Annotated in this window: 23 protein-coding genes and 1 other RNA gene; 19 read left to right on the top strand and 5 right to left on the bottom strand. The window is 50.0% G+C overall.

What is annotated here, in order from left to right:
- The first annotated feature begins 162 nt into the window (after positions 1 to 162).
- Complete coding sequence (locus tag OSH01_RS10020; protein WP_266123950.1) at positions 163 to 528, top strand: DUF4870 family protein; 366 nt, start codon at positions 163 to 165, stop codon at positions 526 to 528.
- A gap of 67 nt (positions 529 to 595) precedes the next feature.
- Here the strand turns inward: OSH01_RS10020 and OSH01_RS10015 are convergent, their stop codons facing one another.
- From OSH01_RS10015 to OSH01_RS10005, 3 genes are all read right to left on the bottom strand, one after another.
- A complete protein-coding gene (locus tag OSH01_RS10015) occupies positions 596 to 1,132 on the bottom strand; it encodes a hypothetical protein (RefSeq protein ID WP_266123949.1) in 537 nt (178 codons plus the stop codon).
- A 197-nt stretch (positions 1,133 to 1,329) separates the two neighbouring features.
- Positions 1,330 to 2,781: a cryptochrome/photolyase family protein gene (locus OSH01_RS10010; RefSeq protein ID WP_266123948.1), complete on the bottom strand. Its 1,452-nt coding sequence runs from the start codon at positions 2,779 to 2,781 to the stop codon at positions 1,330 to 1,332.
- 9 nt (positions 2,782 to 2,790) lie between these two features.
- The gene (locus OSH01_RS10005; protein WP_266123947.1) at positions 2,791 to 3,066 is read right to left on the bottom strand and encodes an SWIB/MDM2 domain-containing protein; all 276 of its coding nucleotides are present in this window, start codon (positions 3,064 to 3,066) and stop codon (positions 2,791 to 2,793) included.
- Between the two features lie 205 nt (positions 3,067 to 3,271).
- Here OSH01_RS10005 and OSH01_RS10000 point away from each other — a divergent pair, with 205 nt between their 5' ends.
- A complete protein-coding gene (locus OSH01_RS10000; protein WP_266123946.1) occupies positions 3,272 to 4,450 on the top strand; it encodes a M20 aminoacylase family protein in 1,179 nt (392 codons plus the stop codon).
- A 60-nt stretch (positions 4,451 to 4,510) separates the two neighbouring features.
- Positions 4,511 to 5,569 (top strand): dihydroorotase, encoded by a 1,059-nt coding sequence (pyrC, locus tag OSH01_RS09995; RefSeq protein ID WP_266123945.1) that lies wholly within the window; start codon positions 4,511 to 4,513, stop codon positions 5,567 to 5,569.
- Between the two features lie 48 nt (positions 5,570 to 5,617).
- Here the strand turns inward: pyrC and OSH01_RS09990 are convergent, their stop codons facing one another.
- Complete coding sequence (locus OSH01_RS09990; RefSeq protein ID WP_266123944.1) at positions 5,618 to 6,745, bottom strand: DUF2817 domain-containing protein; 1,128 nt, start codon at positions 6,743 to 6,745, stop codon at positions 5,618 to 5,620.
- 103 nt (positions 6,746 to 6,848) lie between these two features.
- On the opposite strand from OSH01_RS09990, the gene OSH01_RS09985 reads away from it, so the two are divergent.
- The 4 genes from OSH01_RS09985 to OSH01_RS09970 are packed head-to-tail and all read left to right on the top strand — an operon-like array spanning position 6,849 to position 9,852.
- Entirely contained in the window at positions 6,849 to 7,652 is an 804-nt protein-coding gene (locus tag OSH01_RS09985; RefSeq protein WP_266123943.1) for a transporter substrate-binding domain-containing protein, read from the top strand.
- A gap of 9 nt (positions 7,653 to 7,661) precedes the next feature.
- Complete coding sequence (locus tag OSH01_RS09980) at positions 7,662 to 8,348, top strand: ABC transporter permease (protein WP_266123942.1); 687 nt, start codon at positions 7,662 to 7,664, stop codon at positions 8,346 to 8,348.
- Positions 8,345 to 9,070 (top strand): histidine ABC transporter permease HisM, encoded by a 726-nt coding sequence (hisM, locus tag OSH01_RS09975; protein ID WP_266123941.1) that lies wholly within the window; start codon positions 8,345 to 8,347, stop codon positions 9,068 to 9,070. The genes OSH01_RS09980 and hisM overlap by 4 nt, the downstream gene beginning before the upstream one ends.
- 8 nt (positions 9,071 to 9,078) lie before the next feature.
- Complete coding sequence (locus OSH01_RS09970) at positions 9,079 to 9,852, top strand: ABC transporter ATP-binding protein (protein WP_266123940.1); 774 nt, start codon at positions 9,079 to 9,081, stop codon at positions 9,850 to 9,852.
- Between the two features lie 64 nt (positions 9,853 to 9,916).
- Here OSH01_RS09970 and OSH01_RS09965 read toward each other — a convergent pair whose 3' ends face one another.
- Entirely contained in the window at positions 9,917 to 11,734 is a 1,818-nt protein-coding gene (locus OSH01_RS09965) for an ATP-binding cassette domain-containing protein (RefSeq protein ID WP_266123939.1), read from the bottom strand.
- A 67-nt stretch (positions 11,735 to 11,801) separates the two neighbouring features.
- Between OSH01_RS09965 and rnpB the strand changes: the two genes are divergently transcribed.
- The 12 genes from rnpB to OSH01_RS09905 all read left to right on the top strand — a co-directional run bounded on the left by rnpB (position 11,802) and on the right by OSH01_RS09905 (position 26,106).
- An RNA gene (rnpB, locus tag OSH01_RS09960) (RNase P RNA component class A) lies at positions 11,802 to 12,200 on the top strand.
- A gap of 289 nt (positions 12,201 to 12,489) precedes the next feature.
- The gene (mraZ, locus tag OSH01_RS09955; protein WP_266123938.1) at positions 12,490 to 12,921 is read left to right on the top strand and encodes a division/cell wall cluster transcriptional repressor MraZ; all 432 of its coding nucleotides are present in this window, start codon (positions 12,490 to 12,492) and stop codon (positions 12,919 to 12,921) included.
- A 7-nt stretch (positions 12,922 to 12,928) separates the two neighbouring features.
- Positions 12,929 to 13,993 (top strand): 16S rRNA (cytosine(1402)-N(4))-methyltransferase RsmH, encoded by a 1,065-nt coding sequence (gene rsmH / locus OSH01_RS09950; protein ID WP_266123937.1) that lies wholly within the window; start codon positions 12,929 to 12,931, stop codon positions 13,991 to 13,993.
- Positions 13,990 to 14,292 (top strand): cell division protein FtsL, encoded by a 303-nt coding sequence (gene ftsL, locus OSH01_RS09945; protein ID WP_266123936.1) that lies wholly within the window; start codon positions 13,990 to 13,992, stop codon positions 14,290 to 14,292. Before rsmH ends, ftsL begins: the two co-directional genes overlap by 4 nt.
- Complete coding sequence (locus OSH01_RS09940; protein ID WP_266123935.1) at positions 14,289 to 16,025, top strand: peptidoglycan D,D-transpeptidase FtsI family protein; 1,737 nt, start codon at positions 14,289 to 14,291, stop codon at positions 16,023 to 16,025. Before ftsL ends, OSH01_RS09940 begins: the two co-directional genes overlap by 4 nt.
- Positions 16,022 to 18,808 carry a bifunctional UDP-N-acetylmuramoyl-L-alanyl-D-glutamate--2,6-diaminopimelate ligase MurE/UDP-N-acetylmuramoyl-tripeptide--D-alanyl-D-alanine ligase MurF gene (murF, locus tag OSH01_RS09935; RefSeq protein WP_266123934.1) on the top strand — a complete coding sequence of 929 codons (2,787 nt, stop codon included), beginning with the start codon at positions 16,022 to 16,024 and terminating at the stop codon, positions 18,806 to 18,808. The genes OSH01_RS09940 and murF overlap by 4 nt, the downstream gene beginning before the upstream one ends.
- Entirely contained in the window at positions 18,798 to 19,970 is a 1,173-nt protein-coding gene (gene mraY / locus OSH01_RS09930) for a phospho-N-acetylmuramoyl-pentapeptide-transferase (protein WP_266123933.1), read from the top strand. The genes murF and mraY overlap by 11 nt, the downstream gene beginning before the upstream one ends.
- Entirely contained in the window at positions 19,967 to 21,496 is a 1,530-nt protein-coding gene (gene murD, locus OSH01_RS09925; protein ID WP_266123932.1) for a UDP-N-acetylmuramoyl-L-alanine--D-glutamate ligase, read from the top strand. The genes mraY and murD overlap by 4 nt, the downstream gene beginning before the upstream one ends.
- Complete coding sequence (ftsW, locus tag OSH01_RS09920; RefSeq protein ID WP_266123931.1) at positions 21,493 to 22,686, top strand: putative lipid II flippase FtsW; 1,194 nt, start codon at positions 21,493 to 21,495, stop codon at positions 22,684 to 22,686. The genes murD and ftsW overlap by 4 nt, the downstream gene beginning before the upstream one ends.
- A complete protein-coding gene (murG, locus tag OSH01_RS09915) occupies positions 22,683 to 23,756 on the top strand; it encodes an undecaprenyldiphospho-muramoylpentapeptide beta-N-acetylglucosaminyltransferase (protein WP_266123930.1) in 1,074 nt (357 codons plus the stop codon). The genes ftsW and murG overlap by 4 nt, the downstream gene beginning before the upstream one ends.
- Positions 23,753 to 25,159 (top strand): UDP-N-acetylmuramate--L-alanine ligase, encoded by a 1,407-nt coding sequence (murC, locus tag OSH01_RS09910; RefSeq protein ID WP_266123929.1) that lies wholly within the window; start codon positions 23,753 to 23,755, stop codon positions 25,157 to 25,159. Before murG ends, murC begins: the two co-directional genes overlap by 4 nt.
- Positions 25,156 to 26,106 (top strand): D-alanine--D-alanine ligase, encoded by a 951-nt coding sequence (locus OSH01_RS09905; RefSeq protein WP_266123928.1) that lies wholly within the window; start codon positions 25,156 to 25,158, stop codon positions 26,104 to 26,106. The genes murC and OSH01_RS09905 overlap by 4 nt, the downstream gene beginning before the upstream one ends.
- The last annotated feature ends 2 nt before the right edge of the window (positions 26,107 to 26,108 follow it).

Raw genomic sequence — 26,108 nt, 5'->3', positions numbered from 1 at the left:
GAAAAATATCTGTGATTTATCATACTGATAACAGATAGGCGTTGTTATTGAGGTAGTTTGAGTAGATAGCTGCTATAGATAAGGTGCATAGGCTATATCTAGGCTGGATTCAGAGTAAAATAACGGTAGGACTTTTGCTTTATTGTTGTTTAGGAGAAGCTGATGGATCATTCCCCCAAGCCTGAGCTGGAGCAAGGCGTATCTTTGCGAATCTTAACGCATGTGAGCTATGGCTTATTTGCTCTAGGCGTGGTGACGGCTGGCCTGCTAACGATTGCTACAATTGCAGCGATTGTACTGGCTTATATAAAACGTAGCGAAGCCTCTGGAACGATATATGCTAGTCACCTTGACTGGCTAATTAAAACTTTTTGGTGGGGTCTGCTCTGGTATTGTGTGAGCGGGATACTAACCCTACTATTCATAGGCTGGATTGGTATTTTTATTACTACCATCTGGATTATCTATCGTTTGATACGCGGATGGCTTGCTTTGCTAGAGGGTAAAACCTTAGGGTATAGCTACTAATAATAATGATGTCTATTGCACAAGCTGACCATTAACTGGTCAGCTTTTTTTATTCTCAGTGATAGCTTTAAGTACTGAGCACATGTATTTGTTCTATATATAAATGATGCATGGTTTCACGTAATAAGATCAGATAGGCCCATAGCTTGGTATTGGAGGGCAGGGTTGAGATCGGCCAATCGCCGACAGCCGCTTCAGCATACAGGTTAAAACATGCTTCAACCATGTCTAGGTGAAGTATTTTATGCTGCTGTTGATTAAGCGTTTGCACCCACTTCAAAAGAGTAAGCGCTTCGGGATCTGCCGTGAAAACCTGGAACTGGCGTAAATCAAGCTGCGCGGGCATGATTGCCTCTTCTATGCGTTCGATAGCTTGCTCGGCTTGGAGTGCGTCGGGATTGGCGTGGGTAAGCACGGTGTTGAGCAAGTGTTCAAGACCAATGTTTTTGAATTTCTCTGTGTGTATTGGTACCCCCCAGCGAGCGATACCAATTGAGCACGTGTCAGCTTTGAATTGCAGCAGAGCGATTTGCGCCTGAGGATGCGATAGTTGCAAATGGTGTAGTAAATGCAAGTGAGAGGATTTTTCTTGATTCTGTTTCATGCTAGGGGACATAGTAAACCTCGCTTTCTCTTATGCAGCCATTCTATGTCTGTTTCTTGTGCTTTGAATAGATCAAGTCATCAAGAAGAGTCTTGGCATTGACTTGGTGTAGGGCAAACACTGAGCTTATTAGGCTATTTTCTTACCTCTCACCACTACTTCTGTTGAGTGGCCTTAGTAGCGGAGCTGGGAGAGAGTTAAGAGTCTGATGAGCGCTTATATAAGGCTAGGGCTAATTCGCGTTGTGTGCTGTGATCCACAATCGGTGCTGGGTAATGCAGGCCTAGCCGGAACTCTAGGGGTAATTGGCGGCTGAGCCAAGGGGCGTGGATGCTTTTGTTGTCTAGCGCTGCGAGTTCGGGGACATACCGACGTATAAAATCGCCCTTGGGATCAAATTTTTGTGATTGTGTGATCGGGTTAAAGATACGAAAGTAAGGTTGTGCATCGCATCCCGTGGAAGCGGCCCATTGCCATCCTCCCACGTTGGCGGCCTGATCATAATCTATTAAGTGTTGAGCAAAAAACCGTTCGCCACGACGCCAATCGATCAGTAAGTCTTTAACCAGAAAAGAGGCTGATATCATGCGTAGTCGATTGTGCATATAACCGCTATGCAAGAGTTGGCGTTGTGCGGCGTCTATGAGAGGGTAGCCTGTTTGCCCCGTGCACCATGCTAGCCACCAGTCTTCATTATTACTGTACTCAAGATTCTGATATTCGCTTTTAAAGCTTTGTGTTGCTGTATCGGGGTAGTGCCATAAGAACTGCTGATAGAAGTCGCGCCATGCTAATTCTTTTAACCAGCAAGAGGCGCCTGCTGAGTCGCTAGGCCAACATTGTTCAACACATTGGCGTATGGAAAGTGTCCCGAAACGTAAATGTGGAGATAGCCGAGAAACACCATTGACCGCAGGAAAATCTCGGTTTTGTTCGTATAAATGAAGCCGCGTGGAAAACTTTTGTAAGGCTTCTTGTGCCGCCGCCGAACCCGCTTGAATCAGCAACTTGGTGAGTGTATGTTCGGAAAAGCCTAGTTCAGTTAAAGAAGGTAATGCGAGGGGGGCAAGAGGAAGCAAACGATGACAAGCTGATAGGCTGTCAAAGCTGGGCACGCCTATATTACCCAGTTGTAGCAGCCATTTACGCCAATAGGGGGTAAAGACAGAGTAAGGCGCACCTTGACCGGTGAGCACTTCGTCCTGCTCAAAAATAACCTGATCTTTGTAGAGTTGTAGCGTACAGGCTTGCGCCAGCAGGCTTTGCCCAACAAGGTGGTCGCGGTGCTTGGCATAAGGCTCATAGTCGCGGTTGGCGTACACAATTTGGCTGTTGCACTGGCGCGCTAAACGGGGGAGCTCGCGCTCTGCTGGGCCGTAAGCAATGATTAACTCACTGCCATGACGTCGCAGATCGGTTTGTAGACTTTGTAAGCAGGCATACATAAATGCCACTTGTTTACTGTCCTGCTCAAGCTCATCGAGTAACTGTGGGTCAAAAATAAAAACGCAGGCTACGCTTACATCCCCTTGTAGCGCTTGGAAAAGAGCATGGTTGTCGTGTAGCCGTAGATCTCTTCTAAGCCAACATAAGTCAATGAGACGATTGGTGGGCAGTTGAGGTTCGAGTAGCCTGAGTGTAGGACGCATGGAAAAAATTTAACTAAGGTGAGCAGAAAGTAACTTGGTGAGTTCAAACATAGAGACTTGCTCTTTATTAAATATTGGACGTAGCTTATCATCCGCATTGATATTGCGGCGATTGGCAGAGTCTTGTAAGTCGTGTTTTTTAATATATTCCCAGATTTTTTTTGTGACTTCAGTGCGTGGGATAGCATCGGGACCTATAACGGCCGCTAGGGTGGGACTGGGTGTTAGGGGCTTCATAAACCCAGAGGTGGATTTACGTGCAGGTTTGTTGTCAGTGTTGGCCATGAACAGAACTCCTAGAATAAAGCGATAAGCAAAAAACCAGTATGTGAGAACTGGCTTAACTTATATATAGCGTGTTTATCTGCGTTTGGGGCGCCGACACCCCAGGGGTTTAGCACTTAGCGCTTAGCAATTGCCTACGTATTAGTCATAATGGCATGTGCAAGGCAGGCTCGCCAAGCTTTTTCACTTAATTATTGTGACATCCATGACTAGACTCGATTTTGAATTAATTCGTCGTTTATTACCTGATTGGGTACGGTTACGGCAAGATATACATGCTCACCCTGAGTTGGGTTTTCAGGAGCACCGTACCGCTGAAATCGTGGCCAATTGTTTACGTGAGTGGGGATATGAGGTCCACACAGGCATTGGCGGAACGGGGGTGGTGGGAGTGCTGCAGGGAGACCTACCGGGCAGCGAGCGTAGTATTGGTTTAAGGGCTGATATGGATGCCTTGCCCATACAAGAAAAAACGGATCTTCCCTACCAGTCAAAGCATGAGCGTATCATGCATGCTTGTGGCCACGATGGGCATACCACAATTTTATTGGGTGCAGCACAGTATTTAGCCAGTACGCGTGCTTTTAGTGGTCGGGTAGTACTTATTTTTCAACCCGCCGAGGAAGGCTTGGGGGGAGCACAGGCCATGTTAGAGGACGGCTTGTTTACTCGTTTCCCCTGCGATGAAATTTACGCGCTACATAATTGGCCGGGATTGCCACCTGATGTCATTGGGGTGAATCCGGGCCCTATGATGGCGGCAGCAGATGAGTTTGATATCGTCGTGTATGGTCAAGGTGGGCATGGTGCACATGCTTATCAAACGGTGGATCCAATTGTGATTGCAGCGCAGGTCATCAATGCTTTACAAACCGTTGTGGCACGTAATGTTCCTGCTATGGATGCGGCAGTCATAACCGTTGCAGCAATCAAAGCAGGGACTATTCAAGCTCGCAACGTGATTCCGGATCAGGCTCAGTTGAGCGGTACAGTACGCACTTTTAAAGCCGAGACTCAAGCCTTGGTGCAGACCCGCATGCAAAGTGTTCTAGACGGTATTGCGCAGGCTTATGACGCTAAAATTGAGATGACCTATCGCTGTTTGTTTCCGGCAACGATTAATCATGTACCACAGGCTCAGAAAGTAGCACGTATTGCAACCGAGCTATTGGGTCCAAATCAGGTGCAATGTCCGTTTACACCCTCTATGGGGGCTGAGGATTTTTCCTATATGTTGCAGGTCTGCCCAGGCGCCTATTTTCGTTTAGGGCAAGGTGGTGCAGAGCAGGGGCGGGTATTGCATAATGCCATGTTTGATTTTAATGATGATGTAATCGCTACGGGCGTGGCTATGTTCGCGGCTTTGGTACAAGACGGTGCGTAAGCACAGTAATAGCAAACAGCACATCAAACTTTTTATTTGTAGTAGATATAAGGTACATGGATGACAAACACAGTGGATCAATTAACAATACAAAAGCCCGACGACTGGCACTTACATTTACGCGATGGGGCTGTTTTGGAGTCCGTTGTGGGACATACTGCCGCCCAGTTTGGCCGCGCTATTATCATGCCTAACTTGACGCCACCCGTCACGACGACAGCTCTGGCCCAAGCTTACCGTGAACGTATCGTAGCGGCTTTAAACAAGACTACGCCGGACGCCAAGTTTGAGCCACTTATGACCTTGTATTTAACCGACAACACGGATTCTGATGAGATAAGGCGAGCAAAAGAGTCGGGCATTGTGCATGGCGTAAAACTTTATCCTGCCGGGGCGACCACTAATTCGGATGCTGGCGTAACGGACTTATTGGGCCGATGTACTAAAGTGTTAGAAGTGATGCAAGAAGTGGGTATGCCGCTTCTGGTGCATGGCGAGGTAACTGATCCAAGCATCGATTTGTTTGACCGCGAGGCCGTGTTTATTGACCGTGTTATGTTGCCCCTGCGCCGTGCTTTCCCCGCCTTAAAAGTTGTATTTGAGCATTTGACGACAGCTGATGGTGCGGCTTATGTGTCGGAGGCGGAAGGGCCCATAGCAGCGACAATCACCGCACACCATTTGCTGTATAACCGTAATGCTTTGTTCCAAGGTGGCCTGCGGCCGCACTGGTACTGTTTACCAGTACTCAAGCGCGAGCGGCATCGTCAAGCTCTTTTACAGGCGGCGGTTAGCACTTCAGGCCGTTTCTTTTTGGGTACCGATAGCGCACCGCACGCCCGAGGTCGTAAAGAACAGGACTGTGGTTGTGCGGGTTGTTATACCGCCCTACATGCTATGGAGCTTTATGCTACGGCGTTTGACCAGATCGGGCGATTGGATCAATTAGAAGCCTTTGCTAGTTTGAATGGCCCTGCTTTCTATGGGTTACCGGTTAATAGTGCAACATTGACGTTAAAGCGAGCCGAGTATGTTGTTCCTGATCAACTGCCTTTGGCAGGCGAAGAAGTGGTGCCTCTAGCGAACGGCACTACCTTAGGCTGGGTAGTTCAGCCTTAGTGTTAGTCTTTTAGGGCTGCGTCCTCGTGCAGCCCGCCATCGTTCAAATCAGTAATGTGTTTGCCCATCGCGAAGGTAAACCAACGCTTGGTCAAAAATTTGTCGAGTGCGCACCCAGGCTATTTCGCGCCACTGTTGATCGTGCGGGAAAAAGTGTTCCAATAAAGCAGACTTTAAGCTATGGCCTGGCTCCTGATGGCCCCCCGGATCGTTGCCTTCTAGGTAGTGCAGGTGTTCGAACCGTAATGAGTGTTCCAACATGCTGGGGCTATAAGTGCCGCACTCTATCACTAACTGCATAAAATCTTTGTCGTGCATGGCGTTGATGAGCATTTGGGAGGTGTAACCATCTACCGAAGCCGACACACCTGTATCGCTGGTATTCCCCATCGCGGTATGAACGGTATAGAGCCAAGGGCCAAAAAGCTTTTTAGCAGCTTCTAAACCGGGGTAGTCATGGTCTGTAATGGCCATCAACATAGGATGACCAAAGTCGCCGGCGCCCGTGTGCAAATCCATGCAAATAGCCTGTTTGCATGATTTCGGTAAATTCGCAAAGATAGTTCTTAGGGTCTGGTTAGACCATGTGGCAAATTGCCCAGCATAAAAAATACCTTCCGGATCTTGGTGTTGTCCCGCGGTAATTTGACTACGTAAAGAGGTTTCTCCTATTTCTGCAGCTCGGTCGTGCCAGAGCTGCTCGTTGATACGCCGCTGCTCGGGTTCGATCGCCTCGCGATTAAACACCGACGCGATATTGTCATACTCATCGTTGTGTTGCAGAGGACGGGTAAAGTCGATGAAGTTGCGATTTAAATCGACATTGTCTTCATTTACCCGACGTAGCCACGATGTTCCCCACGGATTGATAAGGTGAATGAATAACAAACCGGTGTCTGCATCGAGGGAGTGTAGGTCTAGGCCTTGTAAATACAGAGTCTGGCACATGGAACCGTAGTACCCTTCAACACCATGAGTACCGGAGATAATGATTAGCCATTTGGTGGCGTCCGGATTGCCAATTTCGGCAACATCCGTATACAGTGTTTCACCATCTCGCCCTTTTAGAGGGTGTTCGTAATGGCTTACACGACCCTGATGCCGTTGCACGGCTGCCAAAAACCGCTCTCTGTAGGCGGTGTAAGAAGGGCGTTCGTTCATCAAATAAGTGTCCATTCTTGTCTCCTTTTTTTGCTTATTAAGGGTTCCTCCTAGTTGTCTATACATTAGGAGCATTTAAACTTTAAACCATACAGTCTGGATAAACAAGGAGACATACATGAAGTATCAAAAAATCTTATTAGCAGCCGTAGTAGGTATGAGTGCAATGCTGGGCGCTACAGGAGCAGCCCAGGCAGACAGTACAGAAAAAACGATACGCTTTGGTGTAGACCCCACTTTTCCGCCCTTTGAATGGCGAGATACTCAAGGCCAGCTACAAGGCTTTGATATTGAGGTGGGTAATGCTATTTGCGCGCATCTAAAGGTGGAGTGTGATTGGCAGATTATCAATTTTGATGGGGCGATTCCAGCGCTGAATAGCAACAAGATCGATGGTATTTTGTCTGGCTTTACGATCACCGAGCAGCGGGCTAAACAAGTTAATTTTTCGCATCCTATTTACTCGTCGAGCTCGCGCATCATGACGTTGAAGGATAAGGACTTTGCTACGAACGCCGAGGCGTTGAAAGGCAAACGTATTGGTATCGTGCAAGGTACTTCACAGGCGGCTTATGCTAACAAACATTGGCGTGGTAAGGGTATTGAGCTGATCTCTTATCAGAACGACGATCTTGCCAAGCAGGATCTGGCGATGGGTAGGATTGACGGCACGTTGCAAAACTCTGCGTCGGGAGCCATCTTTTTTGAAACCCCAGAAGGAGCTAATTTTCACATGACCGGCGAGGCTATCAGCGATCGAGAAGTATTCGGCGTGGGAACGGGCATCGGTTTGCGGAAAACTGATAACGCCTTGCTAGAGCGTATCAATGGCGCATTAGAGGCTATGGTCGCGAGCGGACAATATGATGATATTTTGCAGCGTTATAGTAAATACGGTATTACTGCTCCCGTGACGGAGTAAGAGGACAGCATGATGTATGGCTATTTTCCCTTAGTATTACAGGGAGTGGGCGTTACCGTCGCCCTAGCCTGCTGTGCCATTTTATGCGCCACGGCGGTTGGGGTTTTCGGGGCTTTGCTAAAAAACTCACGTTTCCCCTTGGTGCGTGGCTTGATGGAGGTGTACACCACCCTTAATCGAGGCATTCCAGACTTGGTTATTATGTTGTTGGTTTTTTATAACCTGCAAACATTAATCAATACTGTATGTTTGTGGTTAGGGTGGAGTCGTATCGAATTGGATGCATTTACTGCCGGGGTGATTACACTGGCTTTTATCCACGGCGCCTATATGACAGAAACTTTTCGGGGTGCGCTTGAAGCTATTCCCAGGGGGCAAGCTGAAGCAGGCTTGTCCACAGGCATGAGCCACACTCGGGTGTTCTGTTCCATTACACTGCCGCAAATGTTGCGGTTAGCTATTCCTGGTTATAGCAATAATATTCAGGTGGTGATTAAGTCTACTGCTTTAGTGTCTATTATTGGGCTAGTCGATATTATTGGTATTACACAGCAAGCAGGTCGATCCACACAGCAGTTCCTATTCTTTAACTTTGTTGCAGCCGGCGCGTATCTTGCCTTTACTACGATTGCTTTGCTTTTACTGGCCTTGCTGAATCGACGCGTCAATCGGGGCATCAAAGGAGCCAACTTATGACACTCATGGAGTTAATACGCGAGTACGGTTTAGAGTACTTGGGCATAGTGCATGGAGAGTGGGAATTAAGCGGGTTAAGCATGACATTATGGATCATGGTGTTGTCGCTGACCTTCGGCATGCTGTTGTCTATTCCCTTAGCGATTTGTCGTGTGTCATCGTGTCCTTGGCTACGTTGGCCAGTGCAGTTGTATACCTATGTCTTACGAGGCACGCCGCTGTATGTACAGCTTCTGCTGGTTTATACAGGTTTTTTTAGCTTGGGTTTTGTACGGGAGTCGGACTTACTGACTGAGTTTTTTCGCAGTGGTTTTAATTGTGTGATTTTGGCGTTCAGTTTGAATTGCTGTGCTTATTTAACTGAAGTACTTGCTGGCTCTATTAAGGCAATTCCTGCAGAGGAGATTGAGGCTGCTCATGCTTATGGCTTTTCGCGCTTTACCCTGTACACCAAAATTATCTTGCCTTCTGCCTTAAAGCGTTCATTGCCGTACTACAGCAATGAGACGATTTTGATCTTACATAGTACGTCGATTGCTTTCACTGCAACGGTGCCTGAGTTATTAAAAGTCGCCCGCGATGTGAATAGCGAAACATTCACACCCTTTTTGTCTTTCGGTCTGGCCGGGGTGCTTTATGCCCTAGTCGCTACTTTGCTGGTGCTGTTATTCCGTAGATGGGAAAAGCGCTACTTGGTATTTCTCAAACCTACGTCTCGGTGAGGTGAGCTATGCATAATTTGCGAGTCAACAATATACATAAAAGTTACGGTGATCACGAGGTGTTGCGTGGTGTGTCGTTGCAGGCCGATAAGGGAGATGTAATCAGTATCATTGGTTCAAGTGGCTCAGGGAAAAGTACTTTTTTGCGCTGTATAAATTTGTTAGAGAAGCCCAGCTCAGGAGAAATTTATTTAGGTGATGAAGCGCTCAAATTAGTGCCCTGCAAACGCCATAAGGGCGAGCTCCAGGCAGGCTGTAGCAAACAGTTGCAAAGCTTTCGATCGCGTTTGGGAATGGTGTTTCAGCATTTCAATTTGTGGTCTCACATGACAGCGATGGAGAATATTTGTGCGGCCCTAATCCATGTCCTTAAGCTCTCGCGTAGCCAAGCTGAGGAGCGTGCCTGTTTATATCTGAATAAAGTGGGTTTAGATGCAAAGGTACAGTCTAAATATCCTTCACAGCTATCAGGTGGTCAGCAACAGCGGGTGGCGATTGCCCGAGCTTTGGCTCTAGAGCCAGAGGTATTGCTGTTTGATGAGCCAACGTCGGCTTTAGACCCAGAGTTGGTCGGCGAGGTTTTGCGAGTAATGCAAAGCTTAGCCGAAGAAGGGCGCACGATGATCGTCGTAACACATGAAATGGAGTTTGCCCGTAATGTGTCCAATCATTTAGTGTTTTTGCATCAGGGGCAGATTGAAGAGCAGGGCGATCCAAGCACGGTGTTGCAGCAGCCCAAAAGCCAGCGTCTTACCCAGTTCTTGTCTGGCCGGTTGAAATAGGTTTTTGTATCCCCTGCTGACGCGTAGATAAGTTTTGGCGAGCAGGGGATTCAGGCTATTTTTACTAGGAGTTTTTTTGTTTAGCCTCTAGTAACTCCCAACGCTCGAACAACTCTTCAAGCTGCTGATTAAGTTGGGCCAATTGCGCGTTGATGGCATCCGCATGAGCAGAGCCCTCTTTGTAGAGGTCAGGGTCGGCTAGTTGTTCAGCTAATTGGCCTTGCTGCGCTTCTATAGTTGCTATTTTCTCTGGTAGCTGCGCCAGCTCTACTTCCTCCCACGGAGCTAGGCGTCCGAGCTTTTGTGCTTTAGGCGCCGCTGCAGGCGTGGGCGTAAACGGCTCAGTTGCTTTGCTGCTTGTTTTCTCGGTAGCAACTGATGCGTTTTTCTTAGGTCGTTGGGCTAACCACTCATCATAACCTCCTACGTACTCGGACCACACTCCGTGCCCTTCAGCGGCGATGACTTGGGTAACCACATTGTTGAGGAAGCTGCGGTCATGACTGACTAGCAGAACGGTGCCGGTGTAGTCTTGGATCAGATTCTCTAAGAGCTCAAGCGTTTCGATGTCCAGATCGTTAGTGGGCTCATCTAGCACCAGCACATTAGTAGGCTGGGCAAACATGCGTGCTAAGGCTAGACGCGCACGCTCGCCTCCGGACAAACTGCGTACCGGAGATTGTGCTCGTGCTGCGGGGAATAAGAAGTCCTCTAGATAGCTCATGATGTGCTTGCGCTCATTACCTATTTCTACCCACTCGCTGCCGGGGCTAATGGTTTCAGCGAGCGAGGCGTTCTCATCTAACTGCCCACGCATTTGATCGAAATAGCCTATCTTTAGGTTAGTGCCGTGACGGACGGTGCCGATGTTTGGTTCAAGCTGGCCAAGTAATATGCGGAGTAGGGTCGTTTTTCCGGCTCCGTTGGCGCCGATTAGGCCGATCCTGTCTCCCCGTATGAGTAGTGTGGAAAAGTTTTTAATGAGGGTGCGATCGCCAAAACCGTGAGTGATGTTTGCCACTTCAGCTACTAGCTTGCCCGAACGTTGCCCTTCAGAAAGTGCAAAACTAACATTCCCTGAGCGCTCCCTGCGTTCGGCCCGCTCGCGTCGCAATTGTTCTAGGCGTTTCACACGCCCCTCATCGCGGGTTCGGCGTGCTTGTACGCCTTTACGTATCCATACCTCTTCTTGAGCTAGAAACTTATCAAATTTGGCATTTTGCTGTTGTTCGGATTGTAACCATTCTGCTTTACGTTCTTGCCATTGGGTGAAATTACCGGGATAACTGAATAGTTGACCTCGGTCTAGCTCGACAATTCGGGTGGCTACGGAGTCTAGGAAGCGTCTGTCGTGGGTGATGATAATGGCGCTGCCACGGAAGTCTAGCAATAGTTGCTCCAGCCATAATATGCCGTCGAAGTCCAAATGGTTAGTGGGCTCATCAAGCAAGAGTAAGTCTGGCTGATCGGCGACAGCTTTTGCTAAAGCGACTCGTTTAGTGGTGCCACCAGACAGGCTACCGGCTAAAGCATCTGGGTTTAAACCCAGCTTGTCGATTAAGGCGTTGACACGAGCAGGGCGTTGCCAGTCTTCGGACTCGTTGATGTCGCCACATAAAATATCATATACGCTACTTTCGGGTGGGAGCTCAGGCTCTTGCTCAACCGTAGCGACTCGTAGACCGCCGAGGCGTTGTATTTGACCATCGTCTAGTGTTGCTCGACCATCTATGATTTTTAATAACGACGATTTGCCTGCGCCATTGCGTCCGATCAGGCCGATACGCTCGCCGCTTTGTACAGTGAGTTCGGCATGATTGAGTAAAGGATGATGGCCATAAGCTAACTGAGCGTCGATGAGTGAAATAAGGTTGAGCGACATAAAGCTTCCAGAAAATATCTGCGATGAATACGATTTTCTCTATTGTCGCAGGTTACAATGAATTTGTGAGGCAGGTCGGGCAATCGCGTCGCTAGGCGGCGAGGAAGGTCCGGACTCCACAGAGCAGGGTAGCGGCTAACAGCCGTCCGGTAAGTGTCAAACGAGCCGAGGAATAGGGCCACAGAGACGAGACTAAGATCAGGGCTTGCATCCGCAAGCACAGCTACGGCGACTCCGTAGTTTTAAGCGCGAGCTTTAAGGTCTTAGGGTGAAACGCGGTAACCTCTACCCGGAGCAATACCAAATAGGCATGCGCTAACTTTAGCAATAAGGTTGTAGAGCGGCTCGTTCGAGCATGCGGGTAGGTAGCTAGAGCCCGTTAGTAATGGCGGGCCCAGAGGAATGATTGCCAATTGGCACCCTAGGTGCTGATTTACAAAATCCGGCCTATAGACCTGTCTCACCTCACTCGTTACCGAGTGACACAAAACTGCATAATTATCACCCTTTTGAAATCAATGGTTAAGCATCGCAAATGCCTGCTATGGGGGCGGTTTGCGCCTTAACTTCAGGCTCTGCTTTCACAATACCCTGCAATTTCTTGATTTAACAGGAAAATTTGTAAATTTGAGCTCTGGGGTGGCCTGCTAAGTGCTTGTTGTGATTGAAAAAATTGCAATTTCGAGCTTGACCGGAAAGCGTTTAGGCCGTAGAGTGGGAAAAAGTAGGAAATAGTGTAAAAAAGTGGGGGAAACGTGTTTCAAGGCAGCAGTGCACTCACTCTAGATGCGAAGGGTCGGCTCTCTATCCCGACTCGGCATCGTGACGCGTTGCTGGAGCAGGAACAAGGGCGCTTGACCCTAACACGTCACCCGGATGGTTGCTTGTTGGTGTACCCGCGTTCGGTATGGGAGCAGAAGCGTGAGCAGATTGCGTGTTTCCCCATGAATGCCCGCGCGTTGCAAAGATTGCTATTGGGAAATGCACAAGATGTGGAGCTAGATGCATCTGGCCGTATTTTGGTAGCACCCGAGTTGCGCAACGCGGCAGGTTTAGAACGTGAGGCCATGCTAATTGGTTTAGCTACCCACTTTGAGCTATGGAATGCTGCGGAGCTGGAGCGTCGTCAAGCGGAAGACTTGGCGGCTGCCAGCGCGACCGAAGTTTTTGAAACCTTTTCATTCTGAGTTGTTCATGGAGCTGGTTCATCGATCCGTGCTGCTAGAGCCTACGGTAGCGGCCCTCGTTGATCCCGAGTTTGAGGCTAGGCGCTGGTGTGCATTGCCTCAAGCACATGGTCAGCTAAGAGGCACTTATGTGGACTGCACCTTCGGGCGTGGTGGCCATAGTCGTTTGCTTTTAAGCTTTCTTGCGTCCGACGCGCGTTTGGTGGTCTTTGATAAAGACCCTCAAGCCATTGCGGTCGCTCAGCAGATGGCGGCAACGGACTCACGTATCTTGGTGGTGCATAGTGGTTTTGCTGATCTTGCTACACGGCTAGATGAGCTGGAAATCGCAGAAATAGATGGTTTGATGATGGATTTAGGGATCTCATCACCTCAGGTCGATGATGCTGATCGTGGTTTTTCTTTCATGCGCAATGGTCCACTCGATATGCGTATGGATACCAGCAGTGGTTTAACTGCTGAGCAATGGCTGGCGCAAGCTAGCATCGAAGTAATGAAGGAGGTCATAGCAGAATATGGCGAAGAACGGTTTGCTTTCCAGATTGCAAAGGCGATTGCTGATCGCCGCCAATCCAGCCCGCTGCACACTACGCACGATCTCGCCGAGCTCGTCGCCAGTGTCGTCCGCACGCGCGAAAAGGGTCACCATCCGGCAACCCGGACTTTCCAGGCTATACGGATTTACCTCAATCGTGAGCTCGAGGAGCTCGCGTATGCGCTCCCGGCAGTATTAAGGCGTCTTAAATATGGAGGAAGACTGGCGGTGATTGCTTTCCATTCGCTCGAGGACAGAATGGTGAAACAATTCATGGCGGCAGCAGCTAGGCCCGGCCAGGAACAGGCGCGTTTGCCCATTATGGAAAAAGACATGCCCCAGCCTTGGTTGCATAGTTTAGGGCGGATTTTGCCCACCCCTGCCGAAAGTAAGGACAATCCTCGTGCTCGCTCCGCGGTATTACGAGTGGCCCAGCGTACTGCTGAGCCACTCGATGAGGTTTGGATGCAGCAGTGGTCCGATAAACTGACGCAGATGTCAGGTTTGCGCGCTCAAAGCAGTAGGGGGCGCAAATGACTCGTTTAGTGCTTGCGTTGGCATTTATCCTTCTGTTATCAGCGATTTCCCTAGTAACCGCGCGTTATCAATCGCGCGAATTATTTGTGCAAACAGATAGATTGCGCGCTCAAGCCCGTGAATTGGATACGGACTGGCGCCGTTTGCAATTAGAGCGTGCCGAGTTAACACGCAATGCCCGAATTGATGATATAGGCCGTAATGAGTTGGGTTTAGTGCAAGGGCAGTTAAGTCGCACGCTGTTTTTGCAAGGTGAGCGTTTGAGCTCTGTGGAGCTAGGGCAAGGAGGCCAGCCATGAGGCGCTACGGCTATCACGATAATCCTATCCTTAACACGCAAATGCCGTTTTGGCGTGCGCGCTTAGTGCTGGTGTTATTAATGCTAGGCTTCGTTGCGCTAATAGGTAAGGCCTTGTATTTGCAGGGCATGTCCACTGAGTTCTTGCAGCAACAAGGTGAGCGCCGTTATGAGCGCACTGTGGTGCTGCCTCCTATGCGTGGCAAGGTGTTTGATCGTACAGGCTCGGTTGTGCTGGCCTCTAGTGTGCCGGTGCGTGCTATATGGGCACTTCCAGAAGATGCACGCCATGCTAAACCGGAGCAGATTGCCGCGCTAGCAAAATTGCTTGATATGAGTGAAGCCGATATCACCCGGCGTTTAACCATGGAAGACAAGCATTTTGTGTATGTTAAACGCCAAGTTGATTTAGATCTCGCCGCTCAAGTAGCGGCGTTAAAAGTTCCCGGTATCCATCAGCAAGAAGAAATGCGGCGCTTTTACCCTGAGGGTGAGGTGATGGCGCATATGCTGGGCTTTACCAATATTGAGGACAAAGGGCTTGAAGGCATAGAGCTGGCTTTTAATGACGCTTTATCGGGCACGCCTGGCTCGCGTCGGGTCATACGAGATCGTTTAGGGCGTGTGGTAGAGGATGTGCGAGATGTTATACCGCCTGCTCACGGTAACGATTTACGTCTGTCTATCGATGCTGGCTTGCAGTTTGACACCTATGCAGCGTTAAAAAAAGGCATGGAGGATGCGCAAGCGCGTGCGGCGGCGGCTATCGTCTTAGACGTGCAAACTGGTGAGGTGTTGGCTCTGGTTAATTTGCCGACCTATAACCCTAATGATAGAGATGATAGAAAAGGTGCGGCTCTACGAAATCGAGCCTTAACTGATACCTTTGAGCCAGGCTCTATCATGAAGCCTTTCACTGTGGCGCTAGCTCTAGACATTGGACGCATCTCTACAGCAACGCAGTTTAATACAGGCAATGGACAATATCGTTATCAGGGCAACACGATCTCTGATGTAAGTCGTAATGGTGTATTGGATCCAGCAGGTATTTTGCGGCGTTCCAGTAACATTGGCATGACGATGATTTCCGAACGTTTAACGTCGCAGGAAATGTGGACCAAGTTTAATGACTTGGGCTTTGGTCGTACGCCTCAAACCGATTTTCCAGGCGTGGCCAGTGGACGCTTACGGCCGTGGGATCGCTGGCGTCCTATCGAGCGGGCAACCATGGCTTATGGATACGGCCTATCTGTTTCGCTCCTGCAAATGGCGCAGGCCTACACTGTTTTTGCACGTAATGGCGACATGGTTGCTTTAACCATGCTAAAGCGTGAAGGACGTGCCTCCAGCATACCCATCTTTAAGCCAGAAGTGGCCACAGTAGTGCGCTCTATGCTTGAGGCTGCTGCCGGCCCCGCTGGCGCTAAGCTGGCTCAAGTGCAAGGTTACCGAGTGGCCGGCAAGAGTGGCACAGCGAGGAAAATCGTTGATGGACGTTATAGCAAGTCGCTCTATCGCGGCTCATTCGTAGGCTTTGCCCCTGCCTCAAACCCCCGCATTGTGGTGGCTGTAAGTTTAGATGAGCCGCAAGGTAAAAGATATTACGGCGGTGCCATTGCAGCGCCTGTTTTTTCAGAAATTGTGGCCAGAAGTCTGCGGCGCTTAGGTGTGCAGCCCGACGTGCCCGTTGAGTCGCTGGTGGCGATAGGCCCCGGTGGGGAGGAAGTGCGATGAATGCCCCCGCAATCATAGAGTGGTTGGCACAGCATGCCGCGCCTACGGCGCATTTGTGTTTGGACTCGCGTCAAGTGCAGGCGGGTGACATATTTTTTGCCTGTCCAGGAATAGTGGGTGACGGTAGAGATTACGAGCAGCAGGCGGTGGGTCAGGGGGCTTGTGCAATTGTACGTGAGCACTCAGATAATGGAGCGCCAGCATTAGATGTGCCGGTGTTGCAAGTGAAGGACTTAAGCGCTCAACTAGGAGCGATTGCACACGAGTGGTACGGTCGGCCTTCCGAGGCCATGACAGTGGTCGCCGTGACTGGCACTAACGGTAAAACGTCTAGTGTGCAATGGGTGGCTGCTGCGATCAATAATTCGCAAGTACCTTGCGGCACGATCGGCACCCTAGGAGTTACTTTGCCTGACGGGAGCAATTTAGGCGGGGTGCTGACTACCCCTGATGTATTAACTGTGCATCGTAGTTTAGCGGCGATACGTGCGGCGGGGGCTTCGGTGGTGGCGTTAGAGGCGTCTTCCATTGGTTTGGAGCAAGGGCGTCTTGACGCCGTAGCGATTGATATCGCTGGCTACACCAACTTGACACATGATCACTTGGACTACCATGGATCCATGTCGGCGTACAAGCAAGCGAAGCAAATTCTGTTTACTTGGCCCGGCTTGCGCAGTGCGGTGATTAATGCCGACGATGAGATCGGTCAAGAGCTGCTAGCCGCTCCATTGCAAGCACGTAAAGTCAGTTATTCTATGCAGCATGCTGGCGTGGACCTGCTAGCTGATGATATTCATACAGGGGCCGACGGACAGGTTTTTAATTTAGTCACGACACACGGCACTGCGCAGATCGTGACGCGTTTATTAGGTGAGCATAATGTTGCCAACCTGCTGTTAGTAGCGGGAGTCTTACAGGAAGTCGGTTGGCCTGTTTCTAAGATTGCGCGCATTATGGCTACCCTGGTTTCGGTTCCAGGGCGATTGCAAATTGTCGACCCTATCAGCACTATAGGTAAGCATACTCCCCTGCCATTGGTTGTGGTTGACTATGCTCATACCGCTGACGCCCTAGAGCGGGCTTTAGAAGCATTGCGGGAAGTGGCTACGGTACGTGGAGGACGTCTGATCTGCGTATTTGGTTGTGGCGGTAATCGGGATACGGCTAAGCGTCCTGTTATGGGAGCGATCGCTGCGAAGCTGGCTGATGAAGTGGTTTTGACCACAGATAATCCGCGCCATGAAGATGCTCATAGCATTATTGCGCAAATTCTTGCTGGTATGCCGGCTCATCCACGTATCGAGCCTGATCGTACACAAGCTATTTTGTCTTCAATTTGGTCTGCAGAACCGAATGATATTGTTTTGCTGGCGGGTAAAGGCCATGAAACCTATCAGGAAATTGGTGCTGAGCGGCGTCCATTCGATGATCGTGAGTGGGCGCGTGCGGCATTGAGCTGGTTGCGTGGCGTCAGGCTGTCGACAGATTCGCGCTCTATCAGCACAGGTGATGTGTTTTTAGCCTTAAAAGGCGAAAACTTCGATGGTCATGGCTATTTGACTCAAGTAGCTCAGGCAGGAGCCGTTGCTGCCATTGTTGAGCAACAGCAACCTTCGATCAAACTACCGCAGCTTGTCTTAGGTGATACACGAATTGCTTTGCAGCAGTTAGCGCAGGCATGGCGTGAACGCTTTACTTTGCCTGTTATTGCTGTGACTGGTAGTAATGGTAAAACCACCACCAAGGAAATGATTGCCGCTATTTTACGAGCATGGCTAGGGGAAGATCAGGTTTTGGCCACACTAGGTAATTTGAATAATGACCTAGGGGTACCGTTGAGCATTTTGCGTTTGCAAGCGAAGCATCAGGCAGCTGTTTTGGAGCTGGGGATGAACCACCCCGGCGAAATTGCCGTGTTAGCGGCGATGGCACAAGCAAATATCGCCTTAGTAAACAATGCTCAGCGTGAGCATCAAGAGTTCATGCATACGGTAGAAGCGGTTGCCCTGGAAAACGGTAGCGTCTTTAGTTTCTTACCTCAGGATGGAGTCGCTATTTATCCAGGGGATGATGCTTACACAGAAATGTGGAATCAAATGACCGTCGGCCGTAAGCAAGTTCGTTTTGGTTTCAACAGTCATCAGGCTGTTTATGCAGATGCTATTTTTGCTGAGCCTGCCCATACGCGTTTTACCTTACATCTTGCCGATGAAGAGGCGACGGTAAATCTGGCCACGCCGGGAGTTCATAATTTGCGCAATGCCTTGGCGGCTGCGGCATGTACGCAGGCTGCAGGGGCACCATTGAGTGCCATTGTTGCAGGCTTGCAAGCATTCAGACCAGTCAGCGGACGTATGCAAGCAAAACGCTTAACTAGCGGCTTTCAATTGATCGACGATACCTACAACGCCAACCCTGACTCTGTACGTGCGGCAATCGATGTCTTGGCACAATTAAGCGGCCGTAAGGTGTTGGTCTTGGGCAATATGGGCGAGATTGGCAATGATTGCACCGCTGCTCATGCAGAGGTGGGGGCTTATGCTAAAGAACGTGGCGTAGATGAGCTATTGACTTTAGGTAACGATGCGCGTCATGCCGCTCAGGCTTTTGGCGCGAGGGCCCATCAGTTTGAAGCTTTTGAAGACATGGTGGCTTATTTGCAGGCCTTGGAACCCTCACATATTTTAATCAAGGGTTCGCGTAGTGCTCGTATGGAACGGGTCGTAAGTGCTCTTGAGGACGGTTTAACAACTGACCTAGAAGGAGCTTGCAATGCTACTTGAGTTGGCACGCTGGTTGTCGGATTCACACATACGTGCATTTGGCGTTTTTGAATATATCACTCTGCGTGCTATTTTGGCATGTGCTACGGCCATGGCTATGGGGTTATTCTGCGGACCCTGGGTAATACGTAAGTTGACCGAGTTGAAAATTGGTCAGGCTGTAAGGGCATATGGTCCCAGCACACACTTGCAAAAAAACGGCACTCCTACTATGGGAGGTGTGCTGATACTTATTTCCATCGGTTTTAGCACTTTGTTGTGGGCCGATTGGACTAATCGTTTTGTGTGGGTAGTGTTGTTAGTCACCTTCGGTTTTGGGTGGATAGGTTGGGCAGACGATTATAAAAAAGTCGTCCATCGCGACCCTGAAGGGATGTCCTCACGTCAGAAGTTTTGCCTGCAAGCCATTATTGGTGCGATTGCCGCCATATATCTAAGTTTTGCGGTGTCCGCTCCTGCCAATGCCGAGCTTTGGCCACTGTTCAAAGAATGGGTATTAAGTGGCTTCACGATGTCCTTGCCTACACGCGCTGACTTGATCGTGCCATTTTTTAAATCCGTTAGCTATCCCCTAGGTGTTTTTGGTTTTGTCTGTTTGACGTGGGCAGTCATCGTGGGTTCGAGCAATGCGGTCAATCTAACCGATGGGCTCGATGGGTTGGCGATTATGCCAACGGTGATGGTGGGCAGCGCACTGGGTATTTTTGCTTATGTGGTAGGGCGCGTTGATTACTCCAAGTATCTGTTTTTTCCGTATATCGCCGGCGCTTCGGAGCTGATGATTATTTGCGCGGCGATAGCCGGCGCGGGCTTGGCTTTTCTATGGTTTAACGCTTATCCCGCGCAAGTATTTATGGGCGATGTAGGGGCGCTAGCTTTGGGTGGTGCTTTAGGCACGATTGCCGTTATTGTGCGCCAAGAAATTGTGTTTTTTATTATGGGCGGGGTGTTTGTGGTAGAGACCTTGTCCGTTATGTTGCAGGTAGGTTGGTTTAAATATACCAAGCACCGCTATGGTGAAGGACGGCGCATTTTCCGTATGGCTCCTTTGCACCATCACTTTGAGGTATCGGGTTGGAAAGAGACGCAAGTAGTGGTGCGTTTCTGGATTATCACCATGATGTTAGTCATGCTAGGCCTATCTACATTGAAATTACGATGACTACCGAACATAGCTCCCCTCTTCATACAACTGGCCGCATCGCCATACTCGGCTTGGGGGAGACGGGTCTGTCTGCAGCACAATGGTGTTTAGATCAAGGCGCTGCTTTGCGCCTGCTCGATACGCGTGCTCATATTGATATATTGGGTCAGCTTCAAGGTGATACAGATCAGGTAGAGCAGTTACTGGGAGAGCAGGCCTTATGCTTTGAGGCGTTGCACGGGGTTAGTGCGGTGGTGATCAGCCCTGGTTTGTCACCCATAGATCCCGCTATCGCGCAGTTCTTGGCTTGGGCCCGTGACCTACAGATCGAGGTCATTAGCGAGATTGAACTGTTTGCGCGCGCGTTACAGCAGCTACGATCACAGGGTTATACCCCTCATGTGTTAGCCGTGACGGGAACCAATGGAAAAACGACAGTCGTGAGCTTATTGGCCCATGTATTGCGAGCGGCTGGTCTGCACGTATGCATAGCTGGCAATATAAGTCCCGCAGCGTTGACGGCTTTGCGTCAGCAGATACAGACAGACAATCTGCCTCAGGTGTGGATTCTGGAGTTGTCCAGTTTCCAGTTAGAGACCACCTATAGTTTGCATTGCGATGCTGGCGCCGTACTTAACCTCACTGATGATCACTTGGATTGGCACGGCAGTTCCCAGGCATACGCACAAGCCAAAGCCAAGCTTTTTGCCCTCAGTAAAGTACAGGTCTTTAACCGTGATGATGAGCAGGTGGTGGCGATGCTGCCCGACGTTAATGCGGCCTGCACTCGCGGGTTCTCTGCCCATGCTCCAAGCTATGTAGGTGATTTAGGCTTGGGTCTGGAAGGGGGGATGGAGTGGCTGTTAGCTGCTGAAGCCACAGACTTTTCTGAGCAGGAAAGCACTGTTCGTAAACGCCAAGCTGGCACTGCTGAGCCAACAATTCGCCCGCTTGGGCGGGTTAACAAGCTCATGCCTGTAGAAGCACTACAACTCAAAGGGCGGCATAACGCCCTAAATGCTTTGGCCGTATTGGCATTGGCACGAGTCTTGGGTTTACGCTGGTCTGACGTGCTGCATGCCTTGCGCACTTATCAAGGGGAGCCCCATCGTCTGGAGCTGGTCCGGCTCCTGCAGGGAGTGAGCTATTTTGATGATAGCAAGGGCACCAACGTAGGGGCCACTGTGGCAGCCTTGAATGGATTAGATCAGCCTTTGATTTTAATTGCTGGTGGTTTAGGTAAAGGGCAAAACTTCGCGCCGTTAGCGGCCGCAGTACAGGGCAAAGTGAAAGCGGTTTTTTTAATCGGTCAAGATGCCCCCTTAATTGAGGCGGCCTTAGCTGATACAGGCATACCCATCGTGCATCAAGCCAGTTTGGAGCAGGCGGTACGTAGTGCGGCCGATATAGCGCAAGCAGGGGATGCCGTGATTCTTTCACCCGCCTGCGCCAGTATGGATATGTTCCGTAATTATCAGCATCGAGGGCAGGTATTTGTTGAGGCACTGACAGAGTTGGCTTTAGATCAAGGGGAGGCCGCATGAGTTTATTTGCTGAGCTGACCTCTGGTGTCAATGCAGTGCGTCCCACTCGTACTGCCTTACCTACTTTTGACCGATCGCTATTATCGGTAGCCTTGTTGCTAAGCTTATTTGGCCTGTTGATGGTTTATTCGGCCTCAATTGCGCTTGCAGATGGTCCTCGCTATGAAAGTTACGGACGTTATTACTTTGTATTGCGACACGCTTTGTTCATTTTGGTGGGGTTGGTTGCTGCCAGCATGGCTTTCAGCGTACCGATGAGAGTATGGCAAAAAGTGGCCTTGCCTTTGTTTTTCCTGAGCATGCTTTTACTTGTGGTGGTGTTGGTGCCGGGAATTGGACGCGAAGTGAATGGTGCACGGCGCTGGCTACCGTTGGGCTTGATTAATTTTCAGCCCTCAGAGCTGATGAAAATCGCCATGGTGTTATATGCGGCGGACTATACCGTGCGTAAGCAGGAGCATTTGCAAAAGTTTTGGCGCGGGTTTATGCCTATGGCAGTGGCTTTGGGCATGGTGGGAATTTTACTGCTCTTAGAGCCAGACCTAGGCGCATTCATGGTGATCGTGGTCATTGCGGTGGGCGTGTTGTTCGTCGGTGGCATTAACGGCAAGCTTTTTTCTGCGTTGCTAGGTATCTTGGTGAGTAGCTTTTTACTGCTGATTTGGCTTTCTCCTTGGCGACGTGAGCGATTGTTTGTTTATTTAGATCCATGGAATCCTGATAACGCTTACGGTAGTGCCTATCAGCTTTCCCATTCTTTAATTGCTCTAGGGCGTGGTGAGTGGTTCGGGGTAGGACTCGGCTCTAGTGTTGAGAAACTGCATTATTTGCCAGAGGCTCACACAGACTTTATCGTTGCCGTGATTGGCGAGGAGTTGGGTTTTGTAGGGGTTTTCGCTTTAGTCCTAGCCTTCGGATTTATTGTTTGGCGCAGTTTCACTATCGCTCGTCAGGCCATAGCGATGGATCGATTTTTTAGTGGTTTAGTTGCTCAAGGCGTGGCTATTTGGTTTGGGGTTCAAACGTTCATCAATGTGGGTGTGTGCTTGGGGCTATTGCCTACGAAAGGTCTAACCTTGCCATTGGTCAGCTACGGGGGTTCAGGAATTGTGATGAACCTTGTGGCTTTGGCGATACTGATGCGTGTCGATGTGGAAAACCGGCTCATGATGAGAGGTAAGCGAACATGACAGCGCCTACGATCGTTATTATGGCTGGCGGCACGGGGGGGCATATTATGCCCGGGCTAGCAGTTGCCAAGCATTTGCAAGAATCTGGCTGGACAGTCTATTGGATGGGACATCCAGAACGAATGGAAGGCCGTTTAGTGGCTCAGCATGGCTTTCCTTTGTTACCTCTGCATTTTGCCGGTGTACGTGGTAAGGGATTACTAACTTTATTAAAGCTCCCATTCACTCTACTCTCTGCCTGTCTGCAGGCGCGAGCTCGCTTGACTCAAGTGCGTCCCAATGTAGTGCTAGGTATGGGCGGGTATGTGGCTTTCCCAGGTGGTTTAGCAGCGAAGTGGCTAGGTATCCCCTTAGTGATACATGAGCAAAATGCGGTGGCTGGAACGGCCAATCGATATCTGGCTAAAATAGCGCGCCGTACGTTAGTGGGGTTTCCGGGAGCTTTGCCCGGTGCTGTTATGGTCGGAAATCCTGTACGTGACGATTTCTTACAGTCAGAAACACCGTCGCAGCGTTATGCTCGCCGCCTTGGGCCGTTACGAATATTGGTCGTAGGGGGCAGTTTGGGGGCAGCAATTTTAAATAAAGTGGTGCCCGCAGCCTTAGCGCTATTACCAAGTGAGCAGCGTCCCGTGGTGACGCATCAGGCAGGTGAACAACATTTGTCCCAGCTAAAGCAGACATATCAGCAACTGAATGTGGAGGCTGAATGTGTGTCGTTTATCGCTGACATGGCAGCGGCGATGCAAGCGGCTGATGTGTTGATTTGTCGAGCGGGGGCGATGACGGTCGCGGAAGTGGCAGCAACAGGCGTGGCGGCATTATTTATACCTTTACCGCACGCGATTGATGATCACCAAACGGCCAACGCCAAGTACCTGAGCGATTGCGATGGGGCTTGGTTGCAGGTGCAAAAAGAATTTACAGAGCAGTGGCTGGCTCAATGGCTGCAAGGCCAAAGCCGAGAAGAACTCATGCGTGTGGCCAGCCATGCACAGGAACACGCACAGTTGAACGCGACCCAGCTCATTGCTGAGGCATGTCAGCAAGTAGCAGGGAGAGCAGCATGAAACATCGGATTAAAGGTTTACATTTTGTTGGTATAGGCGGATCGGGCATGAGTGGCATTGCCGAGGTAATGCTTAATCTTGGCTATACGGTCAGTGGTTCAGATATTCAGGAGAGTGCAGTCACTAAACGGCTTGCCTCCCTAGGCGCGCGTATTATTATTGGCCATAAACCCGAGAATATTGAGGGGATGGGGGCAATTGTGACCTCCACAGCTATAGGTGGAGATAATCCCGAGGTATTGGCGGCGCGTGCAGCACGTATACCAGTGGTACCTCGCGCGTTAATGTTGGCGGAGTTGATGCGCCTTAAGCGCGGCATTGCTATTGCCGGGACGCATGGAAAAACTACCACTACAAGTTTGGTGGCCAGTTTGTTGGCGGCTGCTGACCTAGATCCAACTTTTGTGATTGGTGGGCGTTTGAACTCTGCTGGGGCCAATGCTAGGTTAGGGCAAGGGGAATACATTGTGGTGGAGGCAGATGAGTCGGATGCCTCTTTCCTGAATTTATTGCCTGTCATGGCCATCATCACCAATATTGATTTAGACCACATGGATACCTACGGTCATGATGTGGCCAAACTTAAAAGTGCTTTTGTAGACTTCACTAATCGCTTGCCTTTTTACGGTAGTGCGATTGTCTGTAGTGATGACGCTCATGTGCGAGAAATTATTCCTTTTATCTCTCGCCCTGTCACCAGCTACGGCATTGACACTGAGGCTCAAGTAAGAGCCGTGAATGTGCGCAGTGAAGGTACACACATGCGTTTTGATGTGTTGCGTCAAGGGCCACAAGGTACCTTGCCTAAATTAGCCATCAGTTTGAATCTACCCGGCCGCCATAATGTACTTAATGCCTTAGCTGCGATTGCCGTGGCAACCGAACTAGGTGTATCGGACGATTGTATTGCGACGGCATTGGATGAGTTTAAAGGTGTAGGAAGACGCTTTTCCTTAGTCGGCGATTTTGCTGTGCCAGCTAGCCGTGGGAGCGGCACCTTTACGGTAATCGATGATTACGGCCACCACCCCGTTGAGATGGCAGCCACCTTAGAGGCGGCCCGAGGCGCATGGCCCGATCGTCGTGTAGTGCTGGCTTTTCAGCCCCATCGCTACACTCGTACGCGAGATTGCTTTGAGGATTTTGTTCAAGTATTGAGCCGCGCGGATGCAGTTCTGTTAAGCGAGGTGTATGCAGCCGGTGAGCAACCATTGATAGCGGCCGACGGCAGAGCCCTGGCGCGCGCGATACGTGTGCTTGGCAAGGTAGAACCTATATTCATAGCTGATATTGCAGACATGCCGCAGACAATTTTTGATTTTGCAGAAGATGGTGATGTGATCTTGCTGATGGGGGCAGGGTCCATCAGTCGCGTGCCAGCCCAATTAGGAGAATTAGCATGAGTGTCGATTTTGGTCGTGTAGGGGTTTTATATGGTGGTAAATCGGCCGAGCGAGAAGTTTCACTGATGTCTGGGCAGGGCGTGCATGAGGCTTTGCGTAGCAAAGGTATTGATGCCCATTTGTTTGATATGGGGGCTGAAACGCTGAGCAGCCTGGCGGAACAAAAGTTTGATCGCGTATTTATTAATTTACATGGTCGTTTTGGTGAGGATGGCACGCTGCAAGGGGCGTTGGAGTGGTTAGGTATCCCTTACACCGGAAGTGGCGTGATGGCATCGAGTTTGGCCATGGATAAGGTCATGAGCAAGCGTATTTGGCAGCAACATGGACTACCTACCCCCGATTTTGTCGAGTTACGTGATGCTGCCTTGATTGCAGCCAGTGTTGAACAATTAGGTTTGCCGTTAATCATGAAGCCGCCGCATGAAGGCTCCACGGTTGGTGTTACGCGGGTGGACCTAGCTGAACAGGCTGAGGCGGCTTTTACTACTGCTATGCACTATGACACCTCGGTGTTGGCCGAACAGTTTATTCGTGGGCGCGAGTTAACCGTACCAGTGTTGGGTGCCGGGGAACAAGCACGCGCTTTACCTGTGATCGAGATTGTTGCTCCGGGGGGCAATTACGATTTTGAGCATAAGTATTTGTCGGATGCGACGCAGTATTTTTGTCCTGCCGCTTTGGGTGATGAGCTGAGCGAACAGATTCGTCGCCTCGCCGTTCAAGCCTATGTGGCCTTAGGCTGCGAGGGGTGGGGGCGGGCTGATTTTATGCTCGATGAGCAAGGGCAGCCGTGGTTGTTAGAAATGAATACTTCACCAGGCATGACGAGTCATTCTTTGGTGCCGATGGGGGCGAAGGCAGATGGTTTGTCTTATGCGGACTTATGTGTGGAAATTTTGGCCAGTGCACGCTGCAAAGTGCAAGCCATCGCCCGTACTGTATAAGC

Origin of the sequence: Alcaligenes endophyticus (assembly GCF_026344035.1) — a bacterium.
GTDB lineage: Bacteria > Pseudomonadota > Gammaproteobacteria > Burkholderiales > Burkholderiaceae_B > Alcaligenes > Alcaligenes endophyticus.
This window is presented reverse-complemented; position numbering and strand designations above follow the sequence as displayed.

Bases quoted from the DNA above. Each gene is read 5' to 3' on its own strand.
- OSH01_RS09985 (WP_266123943.1), top strand. From the start codon at position 6,849: ATGAAGTATCAAAAAATCTTATTAGCAGCCGTAGTAGGTATGAGTGCA.
- OSH01_RS09990 (WP_266123944.1), bottom strand. From the start codon at position 6,745: ATGGACACTTATTTGATGAACGAACGCCCTTCTTACACCGCCTACAGA.
- rsmH (WP_266123937.1), top strand. From the start codon at position 12,929: ATGGAGCTGGTTCATCGATCCGTGCTGCTAGAGCCTACGGTAGCGGCC.
- pyrC (WP_266123945.1), top strand. From the start codon at position 4,511: ATGACAAACACAGTGGATCAATTAACAATACAAAAGCCCGACGACTGG.
- ftsL (WP_266123936.1), top strand. From the start codon at position 13,990: ATGACTCGTTTAGTGCTTGCGTTGGCATTTATCCTTCTGTTATCAGCG.
- OSH01_RS10000 (WP_266123946.1), top strand. From the start codon at position 3,272: ATGACTAGACTCGATTTTGAATTAATTCGTCGTTTATTACCTGATTGG.
- ftsW (WP_266123931.1), top strand. From the start codon at position 21,493: ATGAGTTTATTTGCTGAGCTGACCTCTGGTGTCAATGCAGTGCGTCCC.
- OSH01_RS09940 (WP_266123935.1), top strand. From the start codon at position 14,289: ATGAGGCGCTACGGCTATCACGATAATCCTATCCTTAACACGCAAATG.
- murD (WP_266123932.1), top strand. From the start codon at position 19,967: ATGACTACCGAACATAGCTCCCCTCTTCATACAACTGGCCGCATCGCC.
- OSH01_RS10015 (WP_266123949.1), bottom strand. From the start codon at position 1,132: ATGAAACAGAATCAAGAAAAATCCTCTCACTTGCATTTACTACACCAT.
- OSH01_RS10020 (WP_266123950.1), top strand. From the start codon at position 163: ATGGATCATTCCCCCAAGCCTGAGCTGGAGCAAGGCGTATCTTTGCGA.
- murC (WP_266123929.1), top strand. From the start codon at position 23,753: ATGAAACATCGGATTAAAGGTTTACATTTTGTTGGTATAGGCGGATCG.
- OSH01_RS09965 (WP_266123939.1), bottom strand. From the start codon at position 11,734: ATGTCGCTCAACCTTATTTCACTCATCGACGCTCAGTTAGCTTATGGC.
- hisM (WP_266123941.1), top strand. From the start codon at position 8,345: ATGACACTCATGGAGTTAATACGCGAGTACGGTTTAGAGTACTTGGGC.
- mraY (WP_266123933.1), top strand. From the start codon at position 18,798: ATGCTACTTGAGTTGGCACGCTGGTTGTCGGATTCACACATACGTGCA.
- murG (WP_266123930.1), top strand. From the start codon at position 22,683: ATGACAGCGCCTACGATCGTTATTATGGCTGGCGGCACGGGGGGGCAT.
- OSH01_RS09980 (WP_266123942.1), top strand. From the start codon at position 7,662: ATGATGTATGGCTATTTTCCCTTAGTATTACAGGGAGTGGGCGTTACC.
- OSH01_RS10005 (WP_266123947.1), bottom strand. From the start codon at position 3,066: ATGGCCAACACTGACAACAAACCTGCACGTAAATCCACCTCTGGGTTT.
- OSH01_RS10010 (WP_266123948.1), bottom strand. From the start codon at position 2,781: ATGCGTCCTACACTCAGGCTACTCGAACCTCAACTGCCCACCAATCGT.
- OSH01_RS09970 (WP_266123940.1), top strand. From the start codon at position 9,079: ATGCATAATTTGCGAGTCAACAATATACATAAAAGTTACGGTGATCAC.
- OSH01_RS09905 (WP_266123928.1), top strand. From the start codon at position 25,156: ATGAGTGTCGATTTTGGTCGTGTAGGGGTTTTATATGGTGGTAAATCG.
- murF (WP_266123934.1), top strand. From the start codon at position 16,022: ATGAATGCCCCCGCAATCATAGAGTGGTTGGCACAGCATGCCGCGCCT.